Raw genomic sequence first — 26227 nt, 5'->3', positions numbered from 1 at the left:
GTCCCCGACCCCACCTCCGCCTCCGCCTCCGACCACGGGAGAGCCCACCGCATGACGTACGCAGCCGCCCTCCCCGGCCAGCCCCGCGGCGGGGCCATCGCCGGACCCGCCACCGACCGTGCTCGGTGCGTGCTCGCGCCGAACCCGTCCCCGATGACCCTGGACGGCACCAACACCTGGATCGTCACCGAGCCCGACGCGGACCTGGCGGTCGTCATCGACCCGGGACCGCTGGACGAGACCCACCTCAAGGCGGTCGTGGACGCCGCCGAACAGGCCGGGAAGCGCGTCGGCCTGACCCTGCTGACGCACGGTCACCCGGACCACGCCGAGGGCGCCGCGCGCTTCGCGGAGCTGACCGGGACGGCCGTACGGGCGCTGGACCCGGCGCTGCGCCTGGGCGACGAGGGCCTGGCGGCCGGTGACGTGATCACCACCGGCGGCCTGGAGCTGCGGGTCGTACCGACCCCCGGCCACACCGCCGACTCGCTCTCCTTCCACCTCCCGGCCGACGCCGCCGTACTGACCGGCGACACGATCCTGGGCCGCGGCACCACCGTCGTCGCCCACCCGGACGGCCGGCTCGGCGACTACCTCGACTCGCTGCGGCGGCTGCGCTCGCTGACGGTCGACGACGGCGTCACGACCGTGCTGCCCGGCCACGGGCCCGTACTGAACGACGCGCAGGGCGCGGTCGAGTTCTACCTCGCGCACCGTGCCAACCGGCTGGCCCAGGTGGAGACGGCGGTCGAGGCCGGGCACCGGACGCCGTCGGAGGTCGTGGCGAGCGTGTACGCGGACGTGGACCGCACGCTGTGGCCCGCCGCCGAGCTGTCCGTACGGGCGCAGCTGGATTATCTGGAGGAGCACGGGCTGATCTGAGGGGCGGGCCAGGCTGGAGGGCGGGCCGGTCTGTGGGGCGGGCCGGTTTGGAGGGCGGGCCGGTCTGCGAGCGAGCGGGAGCCGGGGCCTACGCCCGGCCGTCGTCAGGAACGGGCCCCAACTCCCGCTCGATGCCGCCGCGCAGCAGCTCGTGGGCGCGGTCCAGCGACACCGAACCGCTCAGCCAGCGGGTGCTGAGCCCCTCCACCAGCGCGCTGAGACGTTCGGCCACGTCGGTCACCGGGGCGCCGTGGTCGGCCGTGCCCGCGGCCCGGGCCTCCCGTACGAGATCGGCCAGGTCGTCCGTCCACTGCCGGGTCGCCTCGCGCAACTGCTCCCGCAGCCCGGCGTCGAAGACGGCGCTGGACTGGAACTCCCCCCAGGCGGTGCTGTTCTCCACCATCTCGGGGGTGTCCTGGAGCTCGCGCAGCAGCATCTCCTCCAACTGGGCGCGCGGGCCCGCCAGGCGCACCGTCTCCGGGTCCGGCGTGGTGTGGCGCTCGGCGCGTTCGCCGATGAAGTCGAGGGTGCGGCGCAGGAGTTCGGCGCGCCCGCCGAAGTGGTAATAGATCAGCCCGGTGGACACTCCGGCCTCGGCGGCGATCTCCTCCACCCGCAGGCCGCGTACGCCGCTCCGCGCGATGGTGCGGGTCGCGGCTTCCAGGATCTGTACTCGGCGCTCGGACACAGTCGACCACCGTACTCGGTGGCCGGGGAGCGGGGGCGGGTGGCCGGAATGCGGTCGCGGGCGGGGGCCGGGGGTGCTACGTTCGAAATGATTCCTGACTGATATTTCAGTCAGGAAGTCGCCGAGAAACCGGGAGTCGGGAGCGTCATGCGCATGCCTGCCGAGTGGGAGCCGCACGCACGGATGTACCTCGCCTGGCCGCCGTACGGCTCCCTGTGGGGCGACCAGGCCCCCGCCGCACAGCGCGACATCGCCCGGCTGGCGTGCACGCTCGCCGAGTACGAGCCGGTCACGCTGCTGGTCGGCCCCGAGGAGGAGGTACGCGCCCGCCGGGCGTGCGGCGTGGCGGTGGAGGTCGTACCGATCCCGGTCGACGACCTGTGGATACGGGACACCGGGCCGGTCGTCGTCACCCCGTCGGGCGCGCCCGCGGACGCTGCTTGTAGGGGCGTCGATTTCCACTTCAACGGCTGGGGCGGCAAGCAGCGCCACCCGGACGACGGCCGGGTGGCCCGCCGGCTGCTGGCGCACGAGGGCATCACCCGTATCGATGCCGCGATCACCGCCGAGGGCGGCTCCTTCGAGACGGACGGTGAGGGAACCCTGCTCGTCGCCGAGAGTTCCCTGGTCAACGCCAACCGCAACCCCGGTCTGACGCGGGGGCGGATCGAGGCGGAGCTGGAGCGCGTCCTGGGCGTGCGGCGGGTCGTCTGGGTGGCGGGCGTACGGGGCGAGGACATCACCGACTGCCACATCGACAGCATCGCCCGGTTCGTGGCACCCGGTGTCGTCCTGCTGAGCCGCCCGTGGCAGGGCAACGGGCCGGACGTGTGGACGCGCGTGTACGAGCAGGCCCGCGGCGTCCTGGAGCAGGCCCGCGACGCCCGGGGAAGACGGCTGGAGATCGTCGAGGTGCCGGAGCCCGACCCGTACGCGATCGGGGAGCGGGGGCCGGAGTTCCTCGCCTCGTACCTGAATTACTGCGTGGCGAACGGTGTGGTGGTCCTGCCGCGCTTCGGCGACCGGCGGGCCGACGACCGGGCCGCCGGGATCCTGCGCGAACTGCACCCCGGCCGGGAGATCCGGCAGGTCGCGATCGACGCGGTGGGGGAGGGCGGGGGCGGGATCCACTGCGCTACGCAGCAGCTGCCGCGGGTGCCGTAGGCGGCGCGGGCGCTGTTCGCCGCTGCCGGTGCCGTACGCCGCTTCGGGGCCGTGCGGCGCTATCGGTGCCGTGGGGCGCCTCGGTGCCGTAGGGCCGGTCGGCGGGTTTCACGCGAAAGGGTCCCGCTGCCCGGGGCAGCGGGACCCTTTCGGAGTCCGGTGCGGTGTGCCGTGCCGGCGCGCGTCAGCGCGAACGCTTCGCCAGGCGCTCCACGTCCAGCAGGATCACCGCGCGCGCCTCCAGGCGCAGCCAGCCGCGGCCCGCGAAGTCCGCGAGGGCCTTGTTGACCGTCTCGCGCGAGGCGCCGACGAGCTGGGCCAGCTCCTCCTGCGTGAGGTCGTGTACGACGTGGATGCCCTCCTCGGACTGCACGCCGAAGCGGCGCGACAGGTCCAGGAGCGCGCGGGCGACCCGGCCCGGCACGTCGGAGAAGACCAGGTCGGACATCTGGTCGTTGGTCTTGCGCAGGCGGCGGGCGACGGCGCGCAGCAGGGCGGTCGCGACCTCCGGGCGGGCGTTCAGCCAGGGCTGGAGGTCGCCGTGGCCCAGGCCCAGCAGCTTGACCTCGGTGAGGGCGGTGGCGGTGGCGGTACGCGGGCCCGGGTCGAAGAGGGAGAGCTCGCCGATCAGCTCACCGGGGCCGAGGACGGCGAGCATGTTCTCCCGTCCGTCGGGGGAGGTGCGGTGCAGCTTGACCTTGCCCTCGGTGACCACGTACAGGCGGTCGCCCGGGTCCCCTTCGTGGAACAGGGCGTCGCCGCGGGCGAGCGTGACCTCTCCCATCGAGGCGCGCAGCTCGGCCGCCTGCTCGTCATCGAGCGCCGCGAAGAGCGGTGCGCGCCGCAGAACGTCGTCCACGAGATCTCTCCTTGTCGACATGCTCAAAGGGACCTTGGTCCCCATCATGCCGGAATGCAAAACAGTGCGATCAATCACAAGGATGCCGGACCCGTGGCGCAAGCCATACGGCAGGGGGCCGATTGGGCCCACGGGACATGGAGATCGGACCGGATGTCAGCGGGTGGCCTTACGCTGGCCGAGTGTCCAATACGCCGGTGAGAGCACAGGACAAGGGGGCTGAGCGAGTGAGCGCGGGCCGCGATTCCGCTGTGGGCGAACAGGCGCCTGCCGAGGCCGCGAAAGCGGTGGAAACCGGGGAAAGAGCGAAGAAAGCGAAGAAGGCGACGACGCGGAAGAAGCCCGCCACAACGGCTGCGACCGGGGCTTCTGCCCCGAAGCGGGCCGCGGGGGAGAAGACGGCGGTGAAGAAGGCTACTGCCGGGAAGACGGCTGCCGATGAGGCGCCTGCCGGGAAGACGCCGGCGAAGAAGGTCGCGGCGAAGAAAACCGCAGCCAAGAAGACCGCGGCCAAGAAGACCGCAGCCAAGAAGGCGTCCGCCAAGACTGTCGCTGCGAAGAAGTCGGTCACCGCGAAGAAGACGGCCGCCGCAAAGAAGTCCGTCACCACGAAGAAGACGGCCGCCAAGACCCCGGCCACCCCCGCCCAGCAGCCCGCCCCCAAGCCCCCCGCCAAGCCCGAGTCCCGTACGGCCATGGTGCGCCGCGCCCGCCGGATGAACCGCGAGCTGGCCGAGGTCTATCCGTACGCCCACCCCGAGCTGGACTTCCGCAACTCCTTCGAGCTGCTCGTCGCCACGGTCCTGTCCGCGCAGACCACCGACCTGCGGGTCAACCAGACCACCCCCGCCCTGTTCGCCGCCTACCCCACCCCGGAGGACATGGCCGCCGCCGAGCCCGAGCGGCTGGAGGAGCTGATCCGGCCGACCGGCTTCTTCCGGGCCAAGGCCAAGTCCCTGCTCGGCCTCTCCACGGCGCTACGGGACCGTTTCGACGGCGAGGTCCCCGGCCGCCTGGAGGACCTGGTGACGCTGCCGGGCGTCGGCCGCAAGACCGCCAATGTCGTGCTGGGCAACGCCTTCGGTGTCCCGGGGATCACCGTCGACACCCACTTCGGCCGGCTGGTCCGCCGCTTCCGCTGGACCGGGCAGCAGGACCCGGAGAAGGTCGAGGCGGAGATCGCCGAGATCTTCCCCAAGAGCGAGTGGACGATGCTCTCGCACCGCGTCGTCTTCCACGGCCGCCGCGTCTGCCACTCCCGCAAGCCCGCCTGCGGCGCCTGCCCCATCGCCCACGACTGCCCGTCGTACGGCGAGGGCGAGCTGGACCCGGAGAAGGCGAAGAAGCTGCTCAAGTACGAGATGGGCGGCCAGCCGGGCCAGCGGCTGCGGCCCCCGGCCGACTATCCGGGGCAGCCGGCACCCCCGCTGGCGGGCCGTTGATCACCGCCGCGCGCGGCCCCCGCCGCCCCGCCCGGTACAAAACGCTCACACGGGAAGCGGAACCGAACCGGCCGCGAACGGACTCAGCCCGAATAGGACCGGCCACGGCCGCATGACCATCGATCCCACCGATCCAGGGCCTGAGGGGGCGCGTATGACGAGCGCACGGGAGCAGTACGCGAAGACCGCTGCGTATGAGACGGCCGTCCGTACCGACGGCCTGCCGCAGTGGCTCGCGCCGGTGGCCCGCGCCGCCGCCACGATCGAGCCCCACCAGCTCAGCCGCTTCCTGCCGCCCGAGAGCGGCGGCCGGCCGTCCGCCGTACTGGTCCTGTTCGGGCACGGCGACCGCGGCCCCGAGCTGCTGCTCATGGAGCGCGCGGGCACCCTGCGCTCGCACGCCGGCCAGCCCTCCTTCCCCGGCGGCGCCCTCGACCCCGAGGACGGCGACCCGGAGGACGCGGGCCCGGTGCGCGCCGCGCTGCGCGAGGCATGGGAGGAGACCGGCCTCGATCCGGCCGGTGTCCAGGTCTTCGGCGTGCTGCCGCGCCTGTACATCCCCGTAAGCGGCTTCGTCGTCACACCCGTACTGGGCTGGTGGCGCGAGCCGAGCCCGGTCGGCGCGGTGGACGAGGCGGAGACCGCCCGGGTCTTCACGGTGCCCGTGGCGGATCTCACGGATCCCGCCCACCGGGTGACCACCCGCCACCCCAGCGGCCACATCGGCCCCGCCTTCCTCGTCGAGGACGCCCTGGTCTGGGGTTTCACCGCGGGCGTGATTGACCGGATCCTGCACTACGCGGGGTGGGAGCTGCCATGGGACCGTGCCAAGCAGGTCCCGCTCGACCGGAGTGCGTGAGACGGTGTCGGGCGTGAACGTGCTGGACATCGTGCTGTTGGCCGCTGCGGTGTGGTTCGCCGTCGTCGGCTACCGCCAGGGCTTCGTCGTCGGCATCCTGTCCGTGATCGGCTTCCTCGGAGGCGGTCTGGTCGCGGTCTATGTGCTGCCGGTGATCTGGAACCAGATCACCGACGACGCCACCCCGAACACCTTCGCGGCGATCGCGGCGGTCGCCATCGTGATCGTCTGTGCCTCGGTGGGCCAGGCCCTCACCACCCACCTGGGCAACAAACTCCGGAGATACATCACCTGGTCACCGGCGCGCGCCCTGGACGCCACCGGCGGCGCGCTGGTCAACGTCCTGGCGATGCTGCTGGTCGCCTGGCTCCTCGGCTCCATGCTGGCCCAGACCTCGCTGCCGACGCTGGGCAAGGAGGTCCGCAACTCCAAGGTGCTGCTGGGCGTCTCCCAGGTGATGCCGCAGGAGGCGAACACCTGGTTCAAGGACTTCTCCTCGGTCCTCGCGCAGAACGGCTTCCCGCAGGTCTTCACACCGTTCTCGAACGAGCCGATCCACGCGGTGCCCGCCCCGGACCCCAAGCTGGCCGCCAGCCCGGTCACGGCGCAGGCCCGCAAGAGCATCGTCAAGGTCGTCGGCACGGCCCCGAGCTGCGGCAAGGTCCTCGAAGGCAGCGGTTTCGTCTTCGCACCGCACCGCGTCATGACCAACGCCCACGTGGTGGGCGGCGTGAAGGAGCCGACGGTCCAGATAGGCGGCGAGGGCCGTACGTACGACGCCAAGGTCGTCCTGTACGACTGGCAGCGCGACATCGCGGTGCTCGACGTGCCGTCGCTTCCGGCGCCCGCGCTGCGCTTCGCGCAGAACGACGCGGCCACCGGCAAGGGCGCCATCGTCGCCGGCTTCCCGGAGAACGGCGGCTACGACGTCCGCGCGGCCCGTATCCGCAGTCGCATCAAGGCCGACGGGCCGGACATCTACCACCGCGGCACGGTGGCCCGCGACGTCTACTCCCTGTACGCCACGGTCCGTCAGGGCAACTCCGGCGGCCCGCTGCTCACACCGGACGGCGAGGTCTACGGAGTGGTCTTCGCCAAGTCCCTGGACGACACCAACACCGGCTACGCGCTCACCGCCGACGAGATCCGCACGGACATCACCCAGGGGCGTACGGCCCAGCGGCCGGTGGACAGCCAGGGCTGCGCGATGTGACGGCAGGACCCCGGGGCCGAGCCGGACGGGGCCGGGCGGGCAGGCGGACGCCCGCGCCCCGGCCCGGGGCTCCGGCGGTGGCACGGCCCACGCCTGAACCGCGGTCGGATCAGACGCGGACTCTCAGGTCCGTGGATGCTTGAGCCGCGCGGTCATCCAGCGCGCCCGGCGGCGCAGGATGCGCGGAATGCCCAGCGGGTGGGCGAGGTCGGGGGACCCACCGGACACAAGGTCCGAGGCGCCCCTCTCCGGAATGCCCGTCGCAGCGGCGCTGCTGCGGCGATCGCGTGCCACGTCACGGTAGTCGTGCGTCCAGCCCATACCCACGACTCTGCCCGTGCTCCGGGCTCCGTAACCGCTCGGCGGGCCGTCAATTGGCCTATGCGGGCGGCAATTGGCTGTTCGTCATACGTGCGTTCGGATCTGTTCGGCGTGTCGTACCACCGGACCCGCGAGCCCCGGCCGCACCGGCCAGGAACGCACGGTTCCGGCCGCCGCCGCGTCCGGCCCTACCGGTCCGGCTCCGGGTCCTGCAGCCAGTTGATCAGCTCGGTGGAGAACGCCACCGGGTCCTCCTCGTGGGGGAAGTGCCCGAGGCCGTCGAAGAGCCGCCAGCGGTACGGGGCCTCCACGTACTCCCCGGAGCCGGCCGCGCTGCGGGTGCGCATCACCGGGTCGAGCGAGCCGTGCAGATGCAGCGTCGGCACCCGTACGGGCCACTTCATGCGCCGGTTGAACTGGATGCCGTCCGGCCGGGCCATCGACCGCACCAGCCAGCGGTACGGCTCGACGGTGCAGTGTGCCGTCGAGGGGATGGACATCGCCCGCCGGTAGACCTCGATGTCCTCATCCTCGGGCAGCCGCGGCCCGGACCAGTCCCGGATCAGACGCCCCACCAGGGCGGCGTCGTCCGCCAGCAGCCGGCGCTCGGGCAGCCACGGCTGCTGGAACCCCCAGATGTGGGAGCTCTGCCTGCTCTGCTTGAAGTCGGCGAGCATGGCCGCGCGCCAGCGCCGCGGGTGCGGCATCGAGGACACCGCCAGGCGCCGCACCAGCTTCGGCCGCATCACCGCCGCCGTCCACGCCAGGTAGCCGCCGAGGTCGTGCCCGACGAGCGCCGCGTCCGGCTCGCCCAGCGACCGTACGACCCCGGTGATGTCCAGGGCCAGGTTGGCCGGATCGTAGCCGCGCGGCGTACGGTCGCTGCCGCCCGCGCCCCGCAGGTCCATCGCCACCGCACGGAAACCCGCGTCGGCGAGCGCCGGGAGCTGGTGGCGCCAGGCCCACCAGAACTGCGGGAAGCCGTGCAGCAACAGCACCAGCGGGCCGTCACCCATCTCGGCGATGTGGAAACGCGCGCCGTTGGCCGCCACGTCCCGGTGGGTCCAGGGCCCGTCGGGACGTACGACCGCGTCGGAACTGTCGGGAGCCGTCATACGGAGGAGCGTGTCACAGACTCCAGGACCGGGTGGTCCTCGGTGGCCGGACGCGGATGCGGCTTGACGTTCTGCAGGACGGCCGCGGTCTCCTTGGCCGACGTGATGGTCTTCTCCGGCTTCTTGATCTTCTTCAGCTTGGCCACCGCCATCAGCACCAGCAGCAGGGCGATGACCAGGAAGGCGCCGCCGACGATCAGGAAGGACCAGGCGAGGCCGAGGCCGAGGTTGTGGATGCCGTAGGCGGCCGCGAAGCTCAGCACCGGCAGCGCGAACAGCGCGAGCGCGCCCGCCACGAGGAACGCGGCGCTGCCGATGCCGGCCCGCTTCGCGTCCTGCCGCAGCTCGGCCTTGGCCAGTGCGATTTCGTCGTGCACCAGTGCGGACATCTCGGCGGTGGCTGTGGCCACCAGCTGTCCGAGGCTGCGGTCCGCGCCGTCGTCGGCTGTGCTCATCGACGTCTCCCTCTTGTCTTCTCCCGGATGCAAAGCCTCTCAGATCATGCCGGACCATCGTCCCCGGCGTCGGCGCCGGAGGCCACTTCGGCAAGGCGGCGGTGTTCCGCGGCCTTCGCTTCGAAGATCTTCGCCATTCTCAGGTGGTACTCCGGATTGCCCTGTTCGTACACGTCCGGGATGCCGTCCTGGTCCTCGTCGCGGTCCTCGTCCGCGCAGAGCTTCTTGTACTTGGCGTTACGTATCTTCAGCAGGACCCCGGAGAACACCGCGGCGATCAGCGAGCCGGTCAGCACGGCCGCCTTGATCTCGTCGGTCAGCAGCGGGTCGTCGGTGAACGCCAGCTCGCCGATGAGCAGGGAGACCGTGAAGCCGATGCCGGCGAGCGCGGCGACGGCGAACACGTCCGGCCATCTCAGGTCGGGGTTCAGCTCGGCCTTGGTGAAGCGGGCCGCGCACCACGTGCCGCCGAAGATGCCGACCGCCTTGCCGATGACGAGACCGAGCACCACGCCCAGCGTCTCCGGCTTGGTGAACACGTCGTGCAGCGCGCTGCCGGAGACCGACACCCCCGCCGAGAAGAGGGCGAACAGCGGTACCGCGAGACCGGCCGAGAGGGGCCTCACCAGGTGCTCGATGTGCTCGCCGGGCGACTGCTCCTCGCCGTCGCGGCGGTGGCAGCGCAGCATCAGGCCCATGGCGACGCCCGCGATGGTGGCGTGGACGCCGCTGTTGTACATCAGGCCCCAGATGACCAGGGCGAGCGGTACGTAGATGTACCAGCCGCGGACGCCCTTGCGCAGCAGCAGGTAGAAGACGACGAGGCCGGCGACGGCGAAGCCGAGCGCCAGGAAGTTGAGCTGCGAGGTGAAGAAGACCGCGATGATCAGGATCGCGAAGAGGTCGTCGACGACGGCGAGGGTCAGCAGGAAGGCGCGCAGCGCGGACGGCAGGGAGGTGCCGATGACGGCGAGGACGGCCAGCGCGAAGGCGATGTCGGTGGCGGTCGGCACCGCCCAGCCGTTCGTCGAGCCGCCGCCCACGGTGTTGACCACGAGGTAGACCACCGCGGGCATCGCCATGCCGCACAGCGCGGCGACCACCGGGAGCACGGCCTTCTTGGGCTCGCGCAGGTCGCCCGCGACCAGTTCGCGCTTGAGCTCGATCCCGGCGACGAAGAAGAAGACGGCGAGCAGGCCGTCGGCGGCCCAGTGCTGTACGGACAGGTCCAGCCCGATGGAGCCGAAGCCGAGGTGGAAGCCGCGTACCGCCTCGTAGCCGTCCCCCAGCGTGTTGGCCCAGACGAGCGCCACGACGGCCGCGATCAGCAGCAGGACGCCGCCCACGGTCTCGGCGCGCAGGGCGTCCGCGATGTAGGTCCGCTCGGGCAGGGACATCCGCCCGAGGAATATGGATCGACGGTTGTGGGGCGCGCTCACGCGAGGACCTCCGGTCGTACGGCAGCTGAATACGGCTGTTGCAGTTGCCGACCAGACTTCCCGGCGCACCCTCGGTGTGATGTTGTCGCGTTCTTGACGCGATCCATACTCTACCTGGGCCGCACAAGGAACATTCCGGCGATCTTCACCTTACGGGCATATGGCGCATTCGGCCGCCCGGCGGCAGGTGAGGGGCGCCCGGAACAGGAAAGGGCACCCGGCCGGTTTCCGGCCGGGTGCCCTAGAAGCGGTGGATCAGTCCTCGCTCGCCGCGCTCGGCAGCTTGGCCTGGATGAGGTCCATCACGCCGGAGTCCGTCAGCGTCGAGACGTCGCCCAGGTCGCGGTTCTCGGCGACGTCCCGCAGCAGCCGGCGCATGATCTTGCCGGAGCGGGTCTTCGGCAGCTCGGCCACCGGCAGGACGCGCTTGGGCTTGGCGATCGGGCCGAGCTGCTTGCCGACGTGCGCCCGCAACTCCTCGACCAGGCCCTCGTCCTCCGCCGCGCTGCCGCGCAGGATGACGAAGGCGCAGATCGACTGGGTGGTCTGCGGGTCGGTCGCGCCGACGACGGCGGCCTCGGCGACCTTCGGGTGCGAGACCAGCGCGGACTCGACCTCGGTGGTGGAGATGTTGTGGCCGGACACCAGCATCACGTCGTCCACCCGGCCGAGCAGCCAGATGTCGCCGTCCTCGTCCTTCTTCGCGCCGTCTCCCGCGAAGTACTTGCCCTCGAAGCGGGACCAGTAGGTGTCCAGATAGCGCTGGTCGTCGCCCCAGATCGTGCGGAGCATGGACGGCCACGGCTCGGTCAGGACCAGGTAGCCGCCGCCTCCGTCCGGCACCTCGCGGGCCTCGTCGTCCACGACGGTGGCCGCGATGCCGGGCAGCGGGCGCTGCGCCGAGCCGGGCTTGGTCTCCGTGACGCCGGGCAGCGGGCTGAGCATCATGCCGCCGGTCTCCGTCTGCCACCAGGTGTCCACGATCGGGGCCTGGTCGGCGCCGATGTGCTTGCGGTACCACATCCACGCCTCCGGATTGATGGGCTCGCCCACCGAACCGAGGACCCGCAGCGAGGACAGGTCGTACTTGGCGGGGATGTCGTCGCCCCACTTCATGCAGGCGCGGATCGCGGTCGGCGCGGTGTAGAGGATCGTGACGCCGTACTTCTGCACGATCTCCCACCAGCGGCCCTGGTGCGGGGAGTCGGGCGTGCCCTCGTAGAGCACCTCGGTCGCGCCGTTGGCCAGCGGCCCGTAGGTGATGTACGAGTGGCCGGTCACCCAGCCGACGTCGGCGGTGCACCAGTAGACGTCGGTCTCCGGCTTGAGGTCGAAGACGGCGTGGTGGGTGTAGGCCACCTGGGTGAGGTAGCCGCCGGTGGTGTGCAGGATGCCCTTGGGCTTACCGGTGGTGCCGGAGGTGTAGAGGATGAACAGCGGGTGCTCGGCGTCGAACGCCTCCGGGGTGTGGGTGTCGCTCTGCCGCCCGACGATGTCGTGCCACCACACGTCGCGGCCCTCGGTCCAGGCCACGTCCTCCTGGCCGGTGCGGCGCACGACCAGGACGCTGCGGACGTTCTCCGTACCGGGCTTGGTGAGCGCCTCGTCGACGGCGGGCTTGAGGGCGGAGGGCTTGCCGCGGCGGTAGCCGCCGTCCGCGGTGATCACCACGCGGGCGTCGGCGTCGTTGATGCGGGTGGCCAGCGCGTCCGCGGAGAAGCCGCCGAAGACGACCGAGTGCGGGGCGCCCAGGCGGGCGCAGGCCAGCATGGCGATGACCGCCTCGGGGATCATCGGCAGGTAGATCGCGACGCGGTCGCCGGCCGCCACGCCCAGCTCGGTCAGCGCGTTGGCCGCCCGGGAGACCTCGCGCTGGAGCTCGGCGTAGGTGATGGCGCGGGTGTCGCCGGGCTCGCCCTCGAAGTGGATGGCGACGCGGTCGCCGAGGCCGTTCTCCACATGGCGGTCCACGCAGTTGTACGCGACGTTGAGCTTGCCGTCGGCGAACCACTTGGCGAACGGCGGGTTGGACCAGTCGAGCGTCTCGGTGGGCTCGGTCGCCCACGTCAGCCGCCTGGCCTGGGCGGCCCAGAAGCCCAGCCGGTCCGCCGCGGCCTGTTCGTACGCCGCGGCGGTGACGTTGGCGTTCGCGGCCAGGTCGGCGGGCGGTGCGAACCGCCGCTCCTCCTTGAGCAGGTTGGCCAGGCTTTCGTTGCTCACGTCATCTCCCATTCCCAGGGCGTGCGATGTGTCCCGGCCATAGCTCATCAGCCCACCGCCCGGCCTGACAAGGCCTGTGGACAAAAATTGGTGTAGACCTTTACTGTCCGCAGGTCAAGTGCTGTTTACGGCTGGGGATGACGCGGGCCGGAAGGGGTGAGAAGGGTGGTGCGGGCTGACGCCCGGACACCGGCCCGTCCACGCCACGGGGAGACCTGCCCGCCGGTCACGCCGTCACCGCCGCCGCTCCCGGCCGTACCGCGCAGAACGTCCCGGTGGGCCGGTCGAGCACGTACGCCTGGGCCTCGGCCACGTGGAAGTACATCCCGTGGAGCGTCAGCGCGCCCTCGGCGACACGCCGGGCGACGCACGGATACGACATCAAGTGGTCCAGTTGCTGGACGACGTTGACGAGGGCCAGCCGCTCCACGTCGTCGGCCACCGGGCGCTCGGCCAGCGCCACCTCGCCCCGGCCCAGCCGCCCGATCCGCTGCATGCGCGCCAGGCTCGGGCGGCCGTGCCGCAGCCAGCGCGCGAGCGGGGTCTGCGCGCCCGGCTCGTGGTCGGCGCCGAGCAGCGCCTGCATCGCGCCGCACCCCGAATGCCCGCAGACGGTCAGCGAACCGACCTTCAGTACCTCCACGGCGTACTCGATGGCCGCGCCCACCGAGTCGCAGGTGTGGTCCGTGCCGGGCGGCGGCATCAGGTTGCCGACGTTGCGGACGGTGAACAGGTCACCCGGACCGCTTGCGGTGATCATGCTGGTGACCAGCCGGGAGTCGGCGCAGGTGAGGAAGAGCTGGCTGGGCCGCTGGCCTTCGTGGGCCAGCCGCGCCAGCTCGTCCCGTACCAGGGGTGCCGTGTGGCGCTGGAACGCGCGCACGCCGCCGAGCAGTTGACCGCCGCTGGACGGCTCCGCCGCTTCCTGGGGCGGGCGGGTGCAGTGGTGGTTGCGCCACGGGGTCCACGGCCGGCAGTGGTGGGCGCTCGCGGGCTCCGCGATCGGGCGCCCGGCGCGCCCGCCGAGGCTCACCCAGCCGCCACCGGCGCGGTGCGCGTCGGTCCAGGCCCGCAGGGCTTCGTACGCGGCGTGGTCCATGAAGGACCCGCCCAGCTCGACCACCACGACCGCATCGGCGGGCACCTGGGCCAGGGCCCGGGTCAGCCTCGGTACCGCGAGGAACGTCAACTGTCCATTGACCCGCACCCGGTGGCGGCCGTCCTCGACGCCGACCGTGACCCGGGTGTGGGTCAGCCGCCGCAGCGACAGGAAGACCGCGACCGCGATCCCCAGGGCCACGCCCTGGAGTACGCCGAAGAGCACCACGCCGCCCAAGGTGGCCGCGTAGACCGGGAACTCGCGGTGCCGCTGTACGTGTTTGATGTGCGCGAAGCTCACCATCCGTACGCCGACGACCATGACCAGGGCGGCGAGCGAGGCCAGCGGGATCAGCTCCAGGGCCGAGGCGAGCAGGCCGGCGCACAGCAGCACCCAGACGCCGTGCAGCACGGTGGCGCGCCGGGTGGCCGCGCCCGCCTGTACGTTCGCCGAGCCGCGCATCGCGCCGCCGGCCACCGGCAGGCCGCCCAGCAGTCCGGAGAGCGCGTTGGCGGCTCCCTGGCCCGCCAGTTCACGGTTCAGGTCCGTACGGGGCACGGGAGCGACACGGTCGGTGCGGTCGGCGGCCAGGCGCTCCACCGCAACTGCCGAGAGCAGCGACTCCATGCTGGCGACGAGGGTGACCGTCAGGACGGCGGCGGCGATCGCCAGGACCGGGGCGTCCGGTAGCGCGGGCAGCGCCTGCGGCGCCCAGTCGGGCAGGGAGACGCGCGGGACGGGCACGGCCGCGCTGACGGCGGTGGCGGCGGCCACGGCGGCCAGCGGGGCGGGGACCGTACGCAGCAGCCGGCCGGCCCGCCCGGGCAGCCGCGGCCAGCCGGCCAGCACCGCGACCGTGACGGCGCCGATGAGCAGGGCGGACACGTGGGGGTGCGCCAACTGGCCGGGCAGCGCCGCGACATTGTCGACCGCCGAGCTGTCGGGGCTGCCGCCGAGCGCCACGTGCAGCTGTCCGACGGCGATCGTGACGCCGATGCCCGCGAGCATGCCGTGCACGATTGCGGGGCTGATCGCGAGCGCGCCCCTGGCGACCCGTACGGCGCCGAGGGCCAGTTGGGTCACCCCGGCGAGGGCCGTGATGGCGCAGGTGGCGCGCCAGCCGTAGCGCTGGACCAGGTCGGCGGTGACCACGAGCAGGCTCGTCGCGGCGCCGCTCACCTGGAGGGGCGCGCCGCCGAGCAGACCGGCGACGAGGCCGCCGACGGCCGTGGCGATCAGGCCCGCCTGGAGGGGCGCGCCGGTGGCCAGCGCGAGGCCGAGCGAGAGCGGTACGGCGATCAGGAAGACGACGAGCGAGGCGGACAGGTCGCCGTGCCAGGCCGCGCGGCGGCTGCCGGACGGCGGCCGCGGGCGTGCCGGACCCGGTGCGGCGGATGGCCCTGAGGGCTTCTGGAGCTGCGACATTCCCGTCTCCTCCGGGGCGGCGCGGTCGCGCGGGGCGCGATCGTGGGCGGCGGTGTACTGCGGCGGGACGCGAGCCGGCCGACCGGGGTCACGTTCGTGACGGCTCGGTGGCTCTCAAGCCTCGGTAAACGAAGCGTAATGACGCGTAAAGGTCGGGAGAAGCCTTTTCGGGCATCCGGGTCAATTCTTCCGCCCTTCGAGTGAATGTGACGTCGAGTCGCTTGTCCTTTATGACCTCCTCTAGTGCTTATGCGAAGTTGAAAGCGGTTAATCAGCTTTTTTGATTTCTCCGTTCCGCAGTTCGCACACCAGGGAGCGAGGTGGCTGATGGCAGCCGCAACGAAGGTCACGGCCGGGATCGTCACGACGATGGCGCTGGCGGCGGTCGCCGGCTGCGCCGCGGGGGACGGGGACGGCCCCAACGGCGCCCAAGGGGGCCGGGCGGCCCCGCAGCGCACCGCCCAGCAGGCCAAGCTGATCGGCGACGGCTCGACCGCGTACACCGGGGCGCAGCCGATGCAGCCGAAGGCCGAACGCCTCAGACCCGGGGAGCGGCCACCGCAGTTCGTGGTCTTCTCCTGGGACGGCGCCGGCGAGGACAGCCAGAAGCTGTTCTCCCACTTCCGGGCGGTCGGCAGAAAGTACAACGCCCGGATGACGTACTTCCTCAGCGGCGTCTACCTGCTGCCGGGCAACAAGAAGGAGGCGTACCACCCGCCCAAGCACGGCCCCGGCGCCTCCGACATCGGCTTCAACGACGTCAAGGGGGTCCGGGCCACCGTGGAGCAGATGCGCGGCGCCTGGATGGACGGCAACGAGATCGGCACCCACTTCAACGGCCACTTCTGCGGCGCCAACGGCGGTGTGGGCACCTGGTCGCCGGAGGAGTGGAAGAGCGAGATCCAACAGGCCGAGACGTTCGTCAAGTCCTGGAAGACGCACACCGGGCTGAAGTCCGAGAAGCCGCTGCCGTTCGACTACAGCAAGGAACTCGTCGGCGGGCGCGCCCCCTGCCTGGAGGGGCAGCGCAACCTGATCCCGGCCGCCAAGGCGATGGGCTTCCGCTACGACTCCAGCTCCGTCGGCGGGCGGCAGCTGTGGCCCAAGCGGATCGACGGCATCTGGGACTTCCCGCTCCAGCAGATCCCCGTACCGGGCCGGTCCTTCGAGACGCTCTCGATGGACTACAACTTCATGGCCAACCAGTCCGGTACGACCAGGGGCAACCCGGCGATGCACGCCACCTGGGGCAAGCAGATGCGCGACGGCCTCGTCGCCGCGTTCGACCGCGCCGAGAAGGGCAACCGGGCGCCGCTCTTCGTCGGCAACCACTTCGAGTCCTGGAACGGCGGCACCTACATGCGCGCCGTCGAGGACGCCATCAAGACCATCTGCCCCCGCCAGGGCGTGCGGTGCGTGAGCTTCAAACAGCTGGCCGACTGGCTGGACGCGCAGGACCCGCGGGTGCTGGACAAGCTGCGCACGCTGCCGGTGGGCGGGGCGCCGAAGGGCGGCTGGGAAGGCTATCTGGCCGCGCCCTCCGCGAAGCCCGGCGCGCCGGGCGGACCCGCCGGCTCGGGCAGTCCGGCCAAGCCGGTGCACAAGCACGCGGAGTAGGGCGGAGACCCGTCGGCAGCGCCCCGGATGCCGCGGTGAGCGTCAGGCGGGCTGCGGGGCGCCCGTGGGCGTGGGCTCGGCGAGTACGAAGGCGGGGTCGACCTGGGCGGCCAGGTCGGCGCCCGTCTTCGCGTTCGCCCAACTCTCCGCGTTCTTGAGGTGGAAGTGCACCATCTGGCGGGTGTAGCGCTGCCAGTCGCGCTGCTCGTACGTTTCGTCAGCGGCGGCGTGCAGCTCCTTCAGGGCCTGCCGGTGGTCGGCCTCCAGCAGGTCGAAGCGGTGCGGCCGGCCCTTCTCCATGGCCCGTACCCACGCCGAGTCGCCCACCGTCAACAGCAGGTCCTCGCCCACCTCGTCGGCCAGGAAGGCGACGTCGTCCGGGCCCTGGACCTTGTTGCCGACGACCTTGAGGGCGATGCCGTAGTCCCGCGCGTAGTCCCGGTACTGGCGGTAGACCGCGACGCCCTTACGGGTCGGCTCGGCGACCAGGAAGGTCAGGTCGAAGCGGGTGAACATCCCGGAGGCGAAGGAGTCCGAACCGGCCGTCATGTCGACGACGACGTACTCGTCGCGGCCGTCCACGAGGTGGTTCAGGCACAGTTCCACCGCGCCGACCTTGGAGTGGTAGCAGGCCACCCCGAGGTCGGACTCGGCGAAGGGTCCGGTCGCCATCAGGCGCACCGTTTCGCCCTCCAGGAGCACCGGGCGGGCGCAGGCCGCGTACACCGGGTTGTCCTCGACGACGCGCAGCAGCCGGGAGCCCTCCCCGGGCGGCGTCGTCTTGATCATCGTCTCGGCGGAGGCGATGCGCGGGTTGGTGCCCCGCAGATAGTCCTTGACCAGCGGCAGCCGGGCGCCGAGCGCGGGCAGTGCGGCGGCCTCCGCCTCGTCCATGCCGAGGGCGGTGGCCAGGTGCTGGTTGATGTCGGCGTCCACCGCGATGACGGGGACGCGGGCGGCGGCGAGGTGGCGGATGAACAGGGAGGACAGCGTGGTCTTGCCACTGCCGCCCTTCCCCACGAACGCGATCTTCATGTTCACGAAGCGTAATCGTGAGGTTGCCTTGGGTGAGAGGTTCGGGTGAAGAAGACCACTCCTTCGAGCGGTTCGGTCTTGCGGCGCAAGAGGTGCGTAGGGTCGTACCCATGAGTACGACAGCCGATCCGCTCGCGACCCTGGCCTCGCTCCCGGGCGTCGCCGACTCCGTGGACTCCGTACGCAAGAGCGTGGACCGGGTCTACGGGCACCGGATCATGCGGCGGCGCAGCAACGAGGTCACCTCCGAGGCGGCGCTGCGCGGCGCGCGTGCCTCCGCGGCGCTGGCCGGTGCGGACTGGGCACTGGAGGAGGTTCGGCGGCGCACCGACTTCGGCGTGGAGGGCGAGCCGCGGACGGTCGGCGCGGCTCTGCGGCTGACCGCCGAGGCCGGGCAGCTGCTGAGCGTGTGGCGGCAGTCGCCGCTGCGGGTGCTGGCGCGGCTGCACCTGGTGGCGGCGAGCGGTGGCGCGGCGCAGGACTCGGTCGGGCGGCCCCGCCTGGCGGGCGAACCCGTGGACGAACCCCTGGTGGAGCTGCCGCTGCCGGACGCCGACGAGGTCGCCGGACGGCTGGACGGGCTGGCGCGGCTGCTGCTGGCCGGCAGCGAGGCGCCCGCCCTGGTGGTGGCCGCGGTGGTGCATGGCGAGCTGCTGGCGCTGCGCCCCTTCGGTTCGTACAACGGGCTCGTCGCGCGGGCGGCGGAGCGCCTCGTACTGGTCGGCAGCGGCCTGGACCCGAAGTCGGTCTGCCCGGCGGAGGTCGGCCACGCGGAACAGGACCGGGCCGCCTATGTGGCCGCACTGGAGGGCTATGTGTCCGGCACTCCGGAAGGCATGGCGGCGTGGATCGCGCACTGCGGGCGGGCGGTGGAGCTGGGGGCTCGCGAGAGCACGGCGGTGTGCGAGGCGATGCAGCGCGGGGCGGCGTAAGCGCCCGGGTGCGGGGCGGCCGTCCCGCCGTACGCAAAGGGATGCGGCGGTACCGGGTCCTTCTGGTACCGCCGCTGGCACGTCCGCCGGGTTACCAAGCGTGCTCCGTATGTGCCGATCAGGTCGGAGTACTTGGTCCGTTACCTGGTGCGGCTGGCCCGTAATCGACGGGTCGGCGTCGCGTGGGTGCCCGGCTTCCGTGCTTCGGTCCGTGGGGCCTTGATGCGTAGAAGGTCTTCCTCTCGGATGTCCTCGGTCTCGCGGGCCGTTACGTCCTTTGTACTCCTGGCGCGGGGGAAGCGGAACCCCTCACCACAGTTCTTTACTTTTCCCTTCAAACTCGGGTGATACGGGCAAAAACCGGGCGCCGCCGGCTCGCGTACCAGACCAGGCCCGCGGTCGCGGCGGCCGCGCCTACGGCGGCCACCGTGGCCAGCACCGGCCGCGACGGCATGCTCAGGGACGGCAGCCGCTGCTTGAGCTGGACCGGCCGGTTGAAGGACAGCACCGGCCAGCCCCGGTTCGCGGCCTCGCGGCGCAGCGCCCGGTCCGGGTTGACCGCGTGCGGATGCCCGACGGCTTCCAGCATCGGTACGTCGGTCGCCGAATCGCTGTAGGCGTAGCAGCGCGCCAGGTCGTAGCCCTCCGAGGCGGCGAGGTCCTTGACCGCCTGCGCCTTGGTCGGCCCGTAGGCGTAGTACTCCACCTCGCCCGTGAAACGGCCGTCGTCGCCGACGACCATACGGGTGGCCACCACGCGGTCGGCGCCGAGGAGCCGGCCGATCGGCTCGACCACCTCGGCGCCCGAGGTGGAGACGATCACCACGTCGCGGCCGGCGGTGTGGTGCTCCTCGATGAGCGAGGCGGCCTCGTCGTAGATGAGCGGATCGATCAGTTCGTGCAGGGTCTCCGCGACGATCTCCCGGACCTGGGCCACGTCCCAGCCCCGGCAGAGCGCCGAGAGGTATTCGCGCATCCGCTCCATCTGCTCGTGGTCCGCGCCGCCGGCGAGGAAGACGAACTGGGCGTAGGCGGTGCGCAGTACGGCCCGGCGATTGATCAGGCCGCCTTGGTAGAACGACTTGCTGAAGGTCAGCGTGCTCGACTTAGCAATGACTGTCTTGTCCAGGTCGAAGAACGCGGCTGTGCGGGGTGTCGAGTGAGTCGCCGAGTGGGGCACGGAGTGGTTTTCCACGAGGCGAGCATAGGCGCCCACCATTCGGCGTAAGGTGTGGCGCGTGGGTTTGCCTGAGAAGGCTCTCGGGTACACCATGGAAGTCACGGATCGTTCGCGACCGTGCTAACCCGGTCCGACTCCTCCCCCCCCGAGTCGGCCGTGGGGACGACCCCCGCTCTCCCCCCCGGCGGGGGTCGTCGCATGTCCGGACGCGTTTTTGGCCGTCCGAGGCGGATCAGCCGCTTCCTCTTGAATCTTCGATCATGGCTTGCTGACGCCCGTTACAGGTTACCGAGCGTAGTCGTAGTGCTGCGCTAAGGGAGCCCTCAAGGTCGCCGGTATAGGTGACTGGGATATTCACAGGCATTGAGTTGTCCACAGTTTTGGACCAAGATCCACAGGATTTTCCGGATCGCTGCACGGTGAAAGTCCGCGAGTTCGCGGATGTGTGAGTTGTGTAGCGATAGGGGAACGGAACGTGGCCGGATGCATGACTTCCGATCAACCGCCCGGGACGGCTGAAGACCCCGGCGGACCGCTGATCGTCACGGAGGACGACACCCTCCTCGACGACCTGTTGAGACTGTGCGCGGCGGCCGGTACGACACCGGAAGTGGCGCGGGGCGGCACGGCCCGCAGCCGGGGCCGCGGCTGGGCGTCGGCCCCGCTGGTGATCGTCGGCGACGACTGCGCGCCCCGGCTGTGCGGCGCGGCCCGCCGGGACGGCGTGGTGCTCGTCGCCCGCGGCGCGGACGAGCGGCCGCTGTGGCAGTTGGCCGTCGCCCTGGGCGCGGAGCGGGTGCTGGTGCTCCCCGGCGGCGAGAGCTGGCTGGTGGACCGCATCGCCGACGCGGTGGAGGGCGCCGGCCCGGCCGCCGTGACGGTGGGGGTGATCGGCGGCAGCGGCGGCGCCGGCGCGAGCACCCTCGCCTGCGCCCTGGCCGTCACGGCCGCCCGCGACCATGGGCGCACGATCCTGATCGACGCGGATCCGCTGGGCGGCGGCCTCGACGTCCTGCTCGGCGGCGAGAAGGAGGAAGGGCTGCGCTGGCCCGCCTTCGCCGAGTCGCGCGGCCGGGTGGCCGGCGGCGCCCTGGAGGAGTCGCTGCCACGGCTGCATTCCCTGCGCGTACTGAGCTGGGACCGCGGCGACGCGATGGCGATCCCGCCCCAGGCGATGCGCGCGGTCGTGGCGGCGGCGCGCAGACGGGGCGGCGCCGTCGTGGTCGACCTGCCGCGACGGCTGGACGACGCGGTAGCGGAAGCCCTCACGCAGATCGATGTCGGCCTGTTGGTCGTCCCCGCCGGGCTGCGGGCGGTCGCGGCGGCCCGGCGGGTGGCGGCAGGCGTCCGGGCGGTGCTGCCCGACGTACGGGTGGTGGCGCGCGACGGCCCGGAAACGGACGCCGGCGGCACCCCCGAACTGAGCCCCGAGGAGATCGCCCGGTTGCTGGGCCTGCCGCTGGCCGGGGAGCTGGACTGGGAGGCGGGCCTCTCTGCCGACCTGAGGCGCGGGGTGCCGCCCGGGGCGAAAGCGCGGGGACCCTTACGACACTTCGGTGAGGCGTTCTGGGAGCGGGTGGTGCTGCGGCGGGAGCAGGTCGGCGAAGGGGCCAAGCGGTCGTTGGGTCGGCCGGAGAGGCCGGCGGGCTGGCCGGAGCGGCCGGACCGGTGGTCGGGGCGAGGCGCGGGCGCAGGGGGTGCGTCGTAATGAGGACGATCGGTCGGGGGGAGGATCCCGCGGCGGACCGGCCGGGGATCGGTGGCGGGCTGCTGGAGGCGGTACGGGGCCGGCTGGCCGAGGCGGGCGCGGAGCCGACGCCCGCGCGGGTGGCGATGGCGTTGCGCGCCGAAGGCCGCCTTCTTGGAGACGCGGAGGTGCTCGGCGTCGTATCCGCCCTGCGCTCGGAAATGACCGGCAGCGGCCCCCTCGAACCGCTCATCACCGCACCGGATGTGACGGACGTGCTGGTCACCGCGCCGGACGAGGTGTGGGTCGACCGAGGCGGCGGCCTGGAGCGCACGCCCGTGCGCTTCGCCGACGAGGCCGCCGTACGCCGCCTCGCGCAGCGGCTGGCGTCCGTGGCCGGACGGCGGCTGGACGACGCCCGCCCCTGGGTGGACGCCCGCCTGCCCGACGGCACCCGCCTGCACGCCGTACTGCCCCCGGTAGCGGTCGCGGGCACCTGCCTGTCGCTGCGCGTCCTGCGCCCGCGCGCCTTCACCCTGGCGGAGCTGGTGGCGGCGGGCACGGTGCCGCCGGACGGTGACCGGCTGCTGCGCGCCGTGCTGGACGCCCGCCTCTCCTTCCTGATCAGCGGCGGTACGGGCTCCGGGAAGACCACCTTGCTCAGCTCACTGCTGAGCCTGGCCGGCCCGGCCGAACGGCTCGTACTGGCCGAGGATTCGGCGGAGCTGAGACCGGACCACCCCCATGTCGTACGGCTGGAGACCCGGCCCGCGAACCAGGAGGGCGCCGGCCGCGTCACCCTGCGGGACCTGGTGCGGCAGGCGCTGCGGATGCGGCCGGACCGGCTGGTGGTCGGCGAGGTACGCGGCGCCGAGGTCACCGACCTGTTGGCGGCGCTGAACACCGGCCACGAAGGCGGTTCGGGGACCGTTCACGCCAACGCGCCGTGCGACGTACCGGCGCGTCTGGAGGCCCTCGGCTCGACGGCCGGGCTCGACCGGGCGGCGCTGCACAGCCAGCTGGCGGCCGCTCTGTCGGTGGTGCTGCACCTCGTACGGGACAGATCCGGCCGTCGGCGGCTTGCGCAGGTGGACGTTCTGGAGCGGGACGGGGACGGGTTCGTGGTGACCGTACCGGCCGCGGCGTGGTCGGCGGGTGGCTTCCAAGAGGCGCCCGGCTGGCGGCGGTTGATGAATCTGTGCGAGCGGGGGAGGGGCCCGGAATGAGTCAGGTAGGCGTTGCGGTGGTCGCGTCGGTACCGGTGTGCGCGGCGGTGCTGTGTGCGGGGGTGGCGGTCTGGGTGTCCGGAGGGCGGAGTGATGACGTACGACGGGCGCGGCTGCTGTTTGTGGGCACTGAGAGGGCGGGTGCTGCCACTGCCTCTGTTGCGCCCGGAGGAGAGCAGGCACGGATCCGGCAGAGGCTGAAGAAGGCGCGCGAGAAGGCCCGCCTGTGGTTCCACCGCAGGGAGTTGTGGTGCATCCCCGCCGGATTCGCCCTCGCTGTGCTGAGCCGGTCGGTGCTGCCCGTGGTTGCCGCCGTGGTGTCACTGGCGCTGATCCGGCGTCGGTTGCGGGCCCGCGAACGGGTACGGGAGCGGGAGTGCCGTGGTGACGCGGTGATCGAGTTGTGCGAGGCGGTGGCGGGGGAGCTGCGGGGTGGCCGCCAGCCTGGCCAGGCACTTGTGGAGGCCGGTGCCGCGGGTTTCGGCGAGGCGGGTACGGCGGTGGTTGCGGCGGCGCGGTTCGGCGGTGATGTGCCGCGGGCCTTGCGGGCGGCGGCGCGGTTGCCCGGTGCGGAGGGGCTGGCCGGGGTGGCGGCGTGCTGGCAGGTGGCCGTGGACGGCGGGGCCGGACTGGCCGCCGGGCTGGAACGTATCGCGTCGGGCCTCCGGGCGCGGCGCGACCAACGTGATGATCTGCGGGCCCAGTTGGCCGGACCGCGAGCCACAGCGTTGATGCTCGCGCTCTTGCCGGTCGGCGGACTCGCGATGGGCAGCGCGCTCGGCGCGGACCCGCTCACAGTGTTGCTGCACACCCCTGCCGGATGGGCGTGTCTGCTGGTCGGCGGCCTTCTGGAGTGGTGCGGCGTCGTATGGACGGCTCGCATCATCAGGGCTGCGGAGGGGAGTACGCATGTCCACTGACGCTCTCCGGGCTTCGACCGCCCACGGCGATGTCCCGGATGTTATCCACAGCCTGGGGATTGTTCTGTCGATTCTCTTCGCCGGGGTGTGCGTGCTCTCGGCCGTGCGGGAGTGCCACGGCTTACGGACTGGGCGGCGACGGGCTCGGGCACTTCTGGATGACGGGTTCGGGGGCGACACGGGCGGGCGCAAGGCGACGAAGGAGGAGCGCAGCCGAAGGCCGGGTCAGGGGCGGAATCGGTCTCCGCATCGGGATCGGTTTCCGCATCGGGGCCGGGCTCGGAGGCGGTGGGCTGGGCGGTTCCGGGAGTGGTCGGGGGCTGCGGCGGTTGCGGTGGTCGTGGCCATTCTCGTCGGCGGAGCGGTCGGCGTCGTGATCGGACTCGCCGTGGCGTACGGAGTCGTCCTGCGCCGGCGCCGTACGAAGGTGCTGGCGGCGCGGCGAGCGGCGGAGGCGGGCCTGCGCTCGGCGCTGGCGCCGGCGGCGGACTTGCTGGCGGCCTGCCTGGCGGCGGGAGCCGGGCCGAGGGAAGCCGCTGATGCGGTCGGGCGGTCGGTGGACGGCACTGTCGGTGTACAGCTGCGACGCGTGGCCGCCGAACTCCGGCTGGGCGCCGAGCCGACAGCGGCGTGGCAGCGGTTCGGGGCACTCCCCGGCGCCCGTGACCTGGCCCGCTGTATGGAGCGGGCGGGCATATCCGGGGCCCCGGCTGTGGAGGGTGTCTCCCGGATCGCCGCGGGACTCCGTGCGTCGGCACACCGCACAGCGGCCGAACGGGCGCGCCGCGCAGGGGTGTTGGTGACGCTACCGCTGGCGGCGTGCTTCCTGCCCGCCTTCCTGGCGATCGGCGTGGTGCCGGTTCTGATCGGCCTGGCGGAAGGGCTCATGGCACACAACTGACCTATGGATCAGGCCGTACCCGTACCCAAACCCATGTCCACCTCTCAGATCGCATTCAGCACGCAAACAAGGGGGAAACGATGTTCGCACTACGGTGGTTGTCGCGTGGTGGCGCGACGGATCGGGGCATGACCACGGCCGAGTACGCCGTGGGCACGCTGGCGGCATGTGCGGCCGCCGCGGTGCTCTACAAGGTGCTGTCCGGCGGCGCCGTCGAGGCGGCACTGCGCGCGTTGATCGGAAAGGCCCTCGGCGTCCATGTCTGACGACGAGCGCGATGCGGGTCGCGTGCGGTGCAGAAAGCCCGTACATGACGTACGTGACGAGGGCCAGGTACAAGCCGGAAAGCCCGTACATGGCGTACACGACGAGGGATACGTAACGGCCGAAGCCGCCCTGGTGATCCCGGCCCTGGTCCTGTTCACGGGGGCGCTCCTGTGGGGCCTGATGGCCGCGTGCGCGCAGATCCAGTGCGTGGACGCGGCCCGGGCCGGGGCGCGGGCGGCGGCCCGGTCGGAGTCGTCTGCGACCGTCGACGCGGTGGCCCGTGGCGCGGCCCCACGGGGCGCACAGGTGGCGCAGTCGCGGAAGGGCGACCTGGTGCAGGTACGCGTAACCGCGGCGGCGCCCGGCCCGGGGCCGCTCACGCTGACGCTCCGAGGGGAGGCGACGGCTCTTGCGGAGGACACGGTGGGGCGATGAGGGCTCGGCCACGGTGTGGGCGGTGTTCGCGGCGATGGCACTGTGCACGGTGTTCGCGGTGGTGGTCGCCATGGCCCAGGTGGTCGTTGCCCGGCACCGTGCGGGCGCGGCGGCGGACTTGGCGGCGCTGGCTGCCGCGGACCGGGCGCTTCAAGACACGACGGCGGCTTGCGGTGCGGCTCGCCGGGTGGCGGTCGCCCAGGACGCGTACCTGGTGCGCTGCACCGTACGGGGCGATATCGCGGACGTCACGGCACGCGCCCGTACCGGCCCTTTCACCTCGGACATCCGGGCCCGGGCGGGCCCGCCGACGTCCCAGGGCACGGAGCCGATACCCGACGGTGACACTCCTGACGCCTGAACCATTCCGACTGCCCCATCAACCCTGCCCAAGGAGGCTTTACCGAACGGTCGACCACCCGTCGTCCCTGCTCGCATAGCGTTCAGGCATCCACTGAACGCGATGTGCGGGCCCCTCCGGGTAGGACCGGAGGGGCCCGTCGGGAGGCATGTCTTGACGGTGATCGATGTACGGCAAGCGGCGGGTTCGCTGCCGAGAGCCTGGAGTTCACGCTCCCTGGGGCGGGTGGGCGCGGCCGACGTGAAGGTGCTGCGCATGAACGAGTTGCCGGGAGAGGAGGAGGCCCATGACGCGGCGGAGGTGCTGTTCGTGGTCGACGGCAGGCTGGAGCTGACGGTGGGCGGCACGGCCGTGTCCGTAAGGCGGGGCGAGATGTACGTGGTCCCGGCGGGCGCCCTGCACGCGGTCCGCGCCGGAAGCCACGGCACTTTGATGATCGTCGAGGCGAGGCGAGGCGAGGCGAGGCGAGGTGAGGCGAGGTGAGG

General features: G+C 72.1%; 25 protein-coding genes. 15 read left to right on the top strand and 10 right to left on the bottom strand.

Going from position 1 to position 26227, the window contains the following annotated elements; all coding sequences use genetic code 11:
* Positions 1–51 precede the first annotated feature (51 nt).
* Positions 52–882 (top strand): MBL fold metallo-hydrolase, encoded by an 831-nt coding sequence (locus tag IH45_RS0136215; protein ID WP_030678831.1) that lies wholly within the window; start codon positions 52–54, stop codon positions 880–882.
* An 88-nt stretch (positions 883–970) separates the two neighbouring features.
* Here the strand turns inward: IH45_RS0136215 and IH45_RS0136210 are convergent, their stop codons facing one another.
* Complete coding sequence (locus IH45_RS0136210) at positions 971–1570, bottom strand: TetR/AcrR family transcriptional regulator (RefSeq protein ID WP_030678827.1); 600 nt, start codon at positions 1568–1570, stop codon at positions 971–973.
* 153 nt (positions 1571–1723) lie between these two features.
* Here IH45_RS0136210 and IH45_RS0136205 point away from each other — a divergent pair, with 153 nt between their 5' ends.
* A complete protein-coding gene (locus tag IH45_RS0136205; RefSeq protein ID WP_234440806.1) occupies positions 1724–2734 on the top strand; it encodes an agmatine deiminase family protein in 1011 nt (336 codons plus the stop codon).
* A 184-nt stretch (positions 2735–2918) separates the two neighbouring features.
* On the opposite strand, the gene IH45_RS0136200 is transcribed toward IH45_RS0136205, so the two are convergent.
* Positions 2919–3593, bottom strand: a complete 675-nt coding sequence (locus IH45_RS0136200) for a Crp/Fnr family transcriptional regulator (protein ID WP_003981529.1) — start codon at positions 3591–3593, stop codon at positions 2919–2921.
* Between the two features lie 404 nt (positions 3594–3997).
* Here IH45_RS0136200 and nth point away from each other — a divergent pair, with 404 nt between their 5' ends.
* The 3 genes from nth to IH45_RS0136180 all read left to right on the top strand — a co-directional run bounded on the left by nth (position 3998) and on the right by IH45_RS0136180 (position 7107).
* Positions 3998–5035 carry an endonuclease III gene (gene nth / locus IH45_RS0136190; protein ID WP_199810756.1) on the top strand — a complete coding sequence of 346 codons (1038 nt, stop codon included), beginning with the start codon at positions 3998–4000 and terminating at the stop codon, positions 5033–5035.
* Positions 5036–5189: 154 nt separating this feature from the next.
* A complete protein-coding gene (locus tag IH45_RS0136185) occupies positions 5190–5894 on the top strand; it encodes an NUDIX hydrolase (protein WP_030678818.1) in 705 nt (234 codons plus the stop codon).
* Between the two features lie 13 nt (positions 5895–5907).
* On the top strand, positions 5908–7107 hold the full coding sequence (locus IH45_RS0136180) for a MarP family serine protease (protein WP_030678815.1): 1200 nt from the start codon (positions 5908–5910) through the stop codon (positions 7105–7107).
* 123 nt (positions 7108–7230) lie between these two features.
* Here the strand turns inward: IH45_RS0136180 and IH45_RS0136175 are convergent, their stop codons facing one another.
* The 6 genes from IH45_RS0136175 to IH45_RS0136150 form a co-directional block, all read right to left on the bottom strand.
* The gene (locus tag IH45_RS0136175; RefSeq protein ID WP_030678812.1) at positions 7231–7428 is read right to left on the bottom strand and encodes a hypothetical protein; all 198 of its coding nucleotides are present in this window, start codon (positions 7426–7428) and stop codon (positions 7231–7233) included.
* 188 nt (positions 7429–7616) lie between these two features.
* Positions 7617–8543, bottom strand: coding sequence for an alpha/beta fold hydrolase (locus tag IH45_RS0136170; protein ID WP_030678809.1), 927 nt, complete (start codon positions 8541–8543; stop codon positions 7617–7619).
* Entirely contained in the window at positions 8540–8998 is a 459-nt protein-coding gene (locus tag IH45_RS0136165) for a phage holin family protein (RefSeq protein WP_030678806.1), read from the bottom strand. The genes IH45_RS0136170 and IH45_RS0136165 overlap by 4 nt, the downstream gene beginning before the upstream one ends.
* A 44-nt stretch (positions 8999–9042) precedes the next feature.
* A complete protein-coding gene (nhaA, locus tag IH45_RS0136160; protein ID WP_394298733.1) occupies positions 9043–10395 on the bottom strand; it encodes a Na+/H+ antiporter NhaA in 1353 nt (450 codons plus the stop codon).
* Between the two features lie 297 nt (positions 10396–10692).
* The gene (acs, locus tag IH45_RS0136155) at positions 10693–12657 is read right to left on the bottom strand and encodes an acetate--CoA ligase (RefSeq protein WP_030678801.1); all 1965 of its coding nucleotides are present in this window, start codon (positions 12655–12657) and stop codon (positions 10693–10695) included.
* Between the two features lie 226 nt (positions 12658–12883).
* On the bottom strand, positions 12884–15181 hold the full coding sequence (locus IH45_RS0136150; protein ID WP_030678798.1) for a SulP family inorganic anion transporter: 2298 nt from the start codon (positions 15179–15181) through the stop codon (positions 12884–12886).
* 327 nt (positions 15182–15508) lie between these two features.
* Here IH45_RS0136150 and IH45_RS0136145 point away from each other — a divergent pair, with 327 nt between their 5' ends.
* Complete coding sequence (locus IH45_RS0136145; protein WP_030678795.1) at positions 15509–16798, top strand: polysaccharide deacetylase family protein; 1290 nt, start codon at positions 15509–15511, stop codon at positions 16796–16798.
* 42 nt (positions 16799–16840) lie between these two features.
* On the opposite strand, the gene IH45_RS0136140 is transcribed toward IH45_RS0136145, so the two are convergent.
* Positions 16841–17833 carry an ATP-binding protein gene (locus IH45_RS0136140; RefSeq protein ID WP_030678793.1) on the bottom strand — a complete coding sequence of 331 codons (993 nt, stop codon included), beginning with the start codon at positions 17831–17833 and terminating at the stop codon, positions 16841–16843.
* A 110-nt stretch (positions 17834–17943) separates the two neighbouring features.
* Here IH45_RS0136140 and IH45_RS0136135 point away from each other — a divergent pair, with 110 nt between their 5' ends.
* Positions 17944–18765, top strand: a complete 822-nt coding sequence (locus IH45_RS0136135; RefSeq protein WP_030678790.1) for a Fic family protein — start codon at positions 17944–17946, stop codon at positions 18763–18765.
* A 334-nt stretch (positions 18766–19099) separates the two neighbouring features.
* Here the strand turns inward: IH45_RS0136135 and IH45_RS0136130 are convergent, their stop codons facing one another.
* Positions 19100–19984 carry an HAD family hydrolase gene (locus IH45_RS0136130; RefSeq protein ID WP_030678787.1) on the bottom strand — a complete coding sequence of 295 codons (885 nt, stop codon included), beginning with the start codon at positions 19982–19984 and terminating at the stop codon, positions 19100–19102.
* A 436-nt stretch (positions 19985–20420) separates the two neighbouring features.
* Between IH45_RS0136130 and ssd the strand changes: the two genes are divergently transcribed.
* The 8 genes from ssd (at position 20421) to IH45_RS0136090 (ending at position 26225) form a co-directional block, all read left to right on the top strand.
* Positions 20421–21653, top strand: coding sequence for a septum site-determining protein Ssd (gene ssd / locus IH45_RS0136125; RefSeq protein WP_394298731.1), 1233 nt, complete (start codon positions 20421–20423; stop codon positions 21651–21653).
* A complete protein-coding gene (locus IH45_RS0136120; protein WP_030678781.1) occupies positions 21653–22858 on the top strand; it encodes a TadA family conjugal transfer-associated ATPase in 1206 nt (401 codons plus the stop codon). The genes ssd and IH45_RS0136120 overlap by 1 nt, the downstream gene beginning before the upstream one ends.
* Positions 22855–23778, top strand: coding sequence for a type II secretion system F family protein (locus tag IH45_RS0136115; RefSeq protein WP_030678780.1), 924 nt, complete (start codon positions 22855–22857; stop codon positions 23776–23778). The genes IH45_RS0136120 and IH45_RS0136115 overlap by 4 nt, the downstream gene beginning before the upstream one ends.
* A 340-nt stretch (positions 23779–24118) precedes the next feature.
* Complete coding sequence (locus tag IH45_RS1000000150890) at positions 24119–24679, top strand: type II secretion system F family protein (RefSeq protein ID WP_324607975.1); 561 nt, start codon at positions 24119–24121, stop codon at positions 24677–24679.
* 80 nt (positions 24680–24759) lie between these two features.
* Entirely contained in the window at positions 24760–24945 is a 186-nt protein-coding gene (locus tag IH45_RS1000000147285) for a DUF4244 domain-containing protein (protein WP_030678775.1), read from the top strand.
* Complete coding sequence (locus IH45_RS0136100; RefSeq protein ID WP_078897948.1) at positions 24938–25381, top strand: TadE family type IV pilus minor pilin; 444 nt, start codon at positions 24938–24940, stop codon at positions 25379–25381. Before IH45_RS1000000147285 ends, IH45_RS0136100 begins: the two co-directional genes overlap by 8 nt.
* A complete protein-coding gene (locus IH45_RS0136095) occupies positions 25356–25742 on the top strand; it encodes an Rv3654c family TadE-like protein (protein WP_267885172.1) in 387 nt (128 codons plus the stop codon). The genes IH45_RS0136100 and IH45_RS0136095 overlap by 26 nt, the downstream gene beginning before the upstream one ends.
* Positions 25743–25901: 159 nt before the next feature.
* Complete coding sequence (locus tag IH45_RS0136090) at positions 25902–26225, top strand: cupin domain-containing protein (protein ID WP_394298732.1); 324 nt, start codon at positions 25902–25904, stop codon at positions 26223–26225.
* Positions 26226–26227 lie beyond the last annotated feature (2 nt).

Source organism: Streptomyces rimosus subsp. rimosus, from assembly GCF_000720725.1.
Lineage (GTDB): Bacteria > Actinomycetota > Actinomycetes > Streptomycetales > Streptomycetaceae > Streptomyces > Streptomyces rimosus_A.
This window is presented reverse-complemented; position numbering and strand designations above follow the sequence as displayed.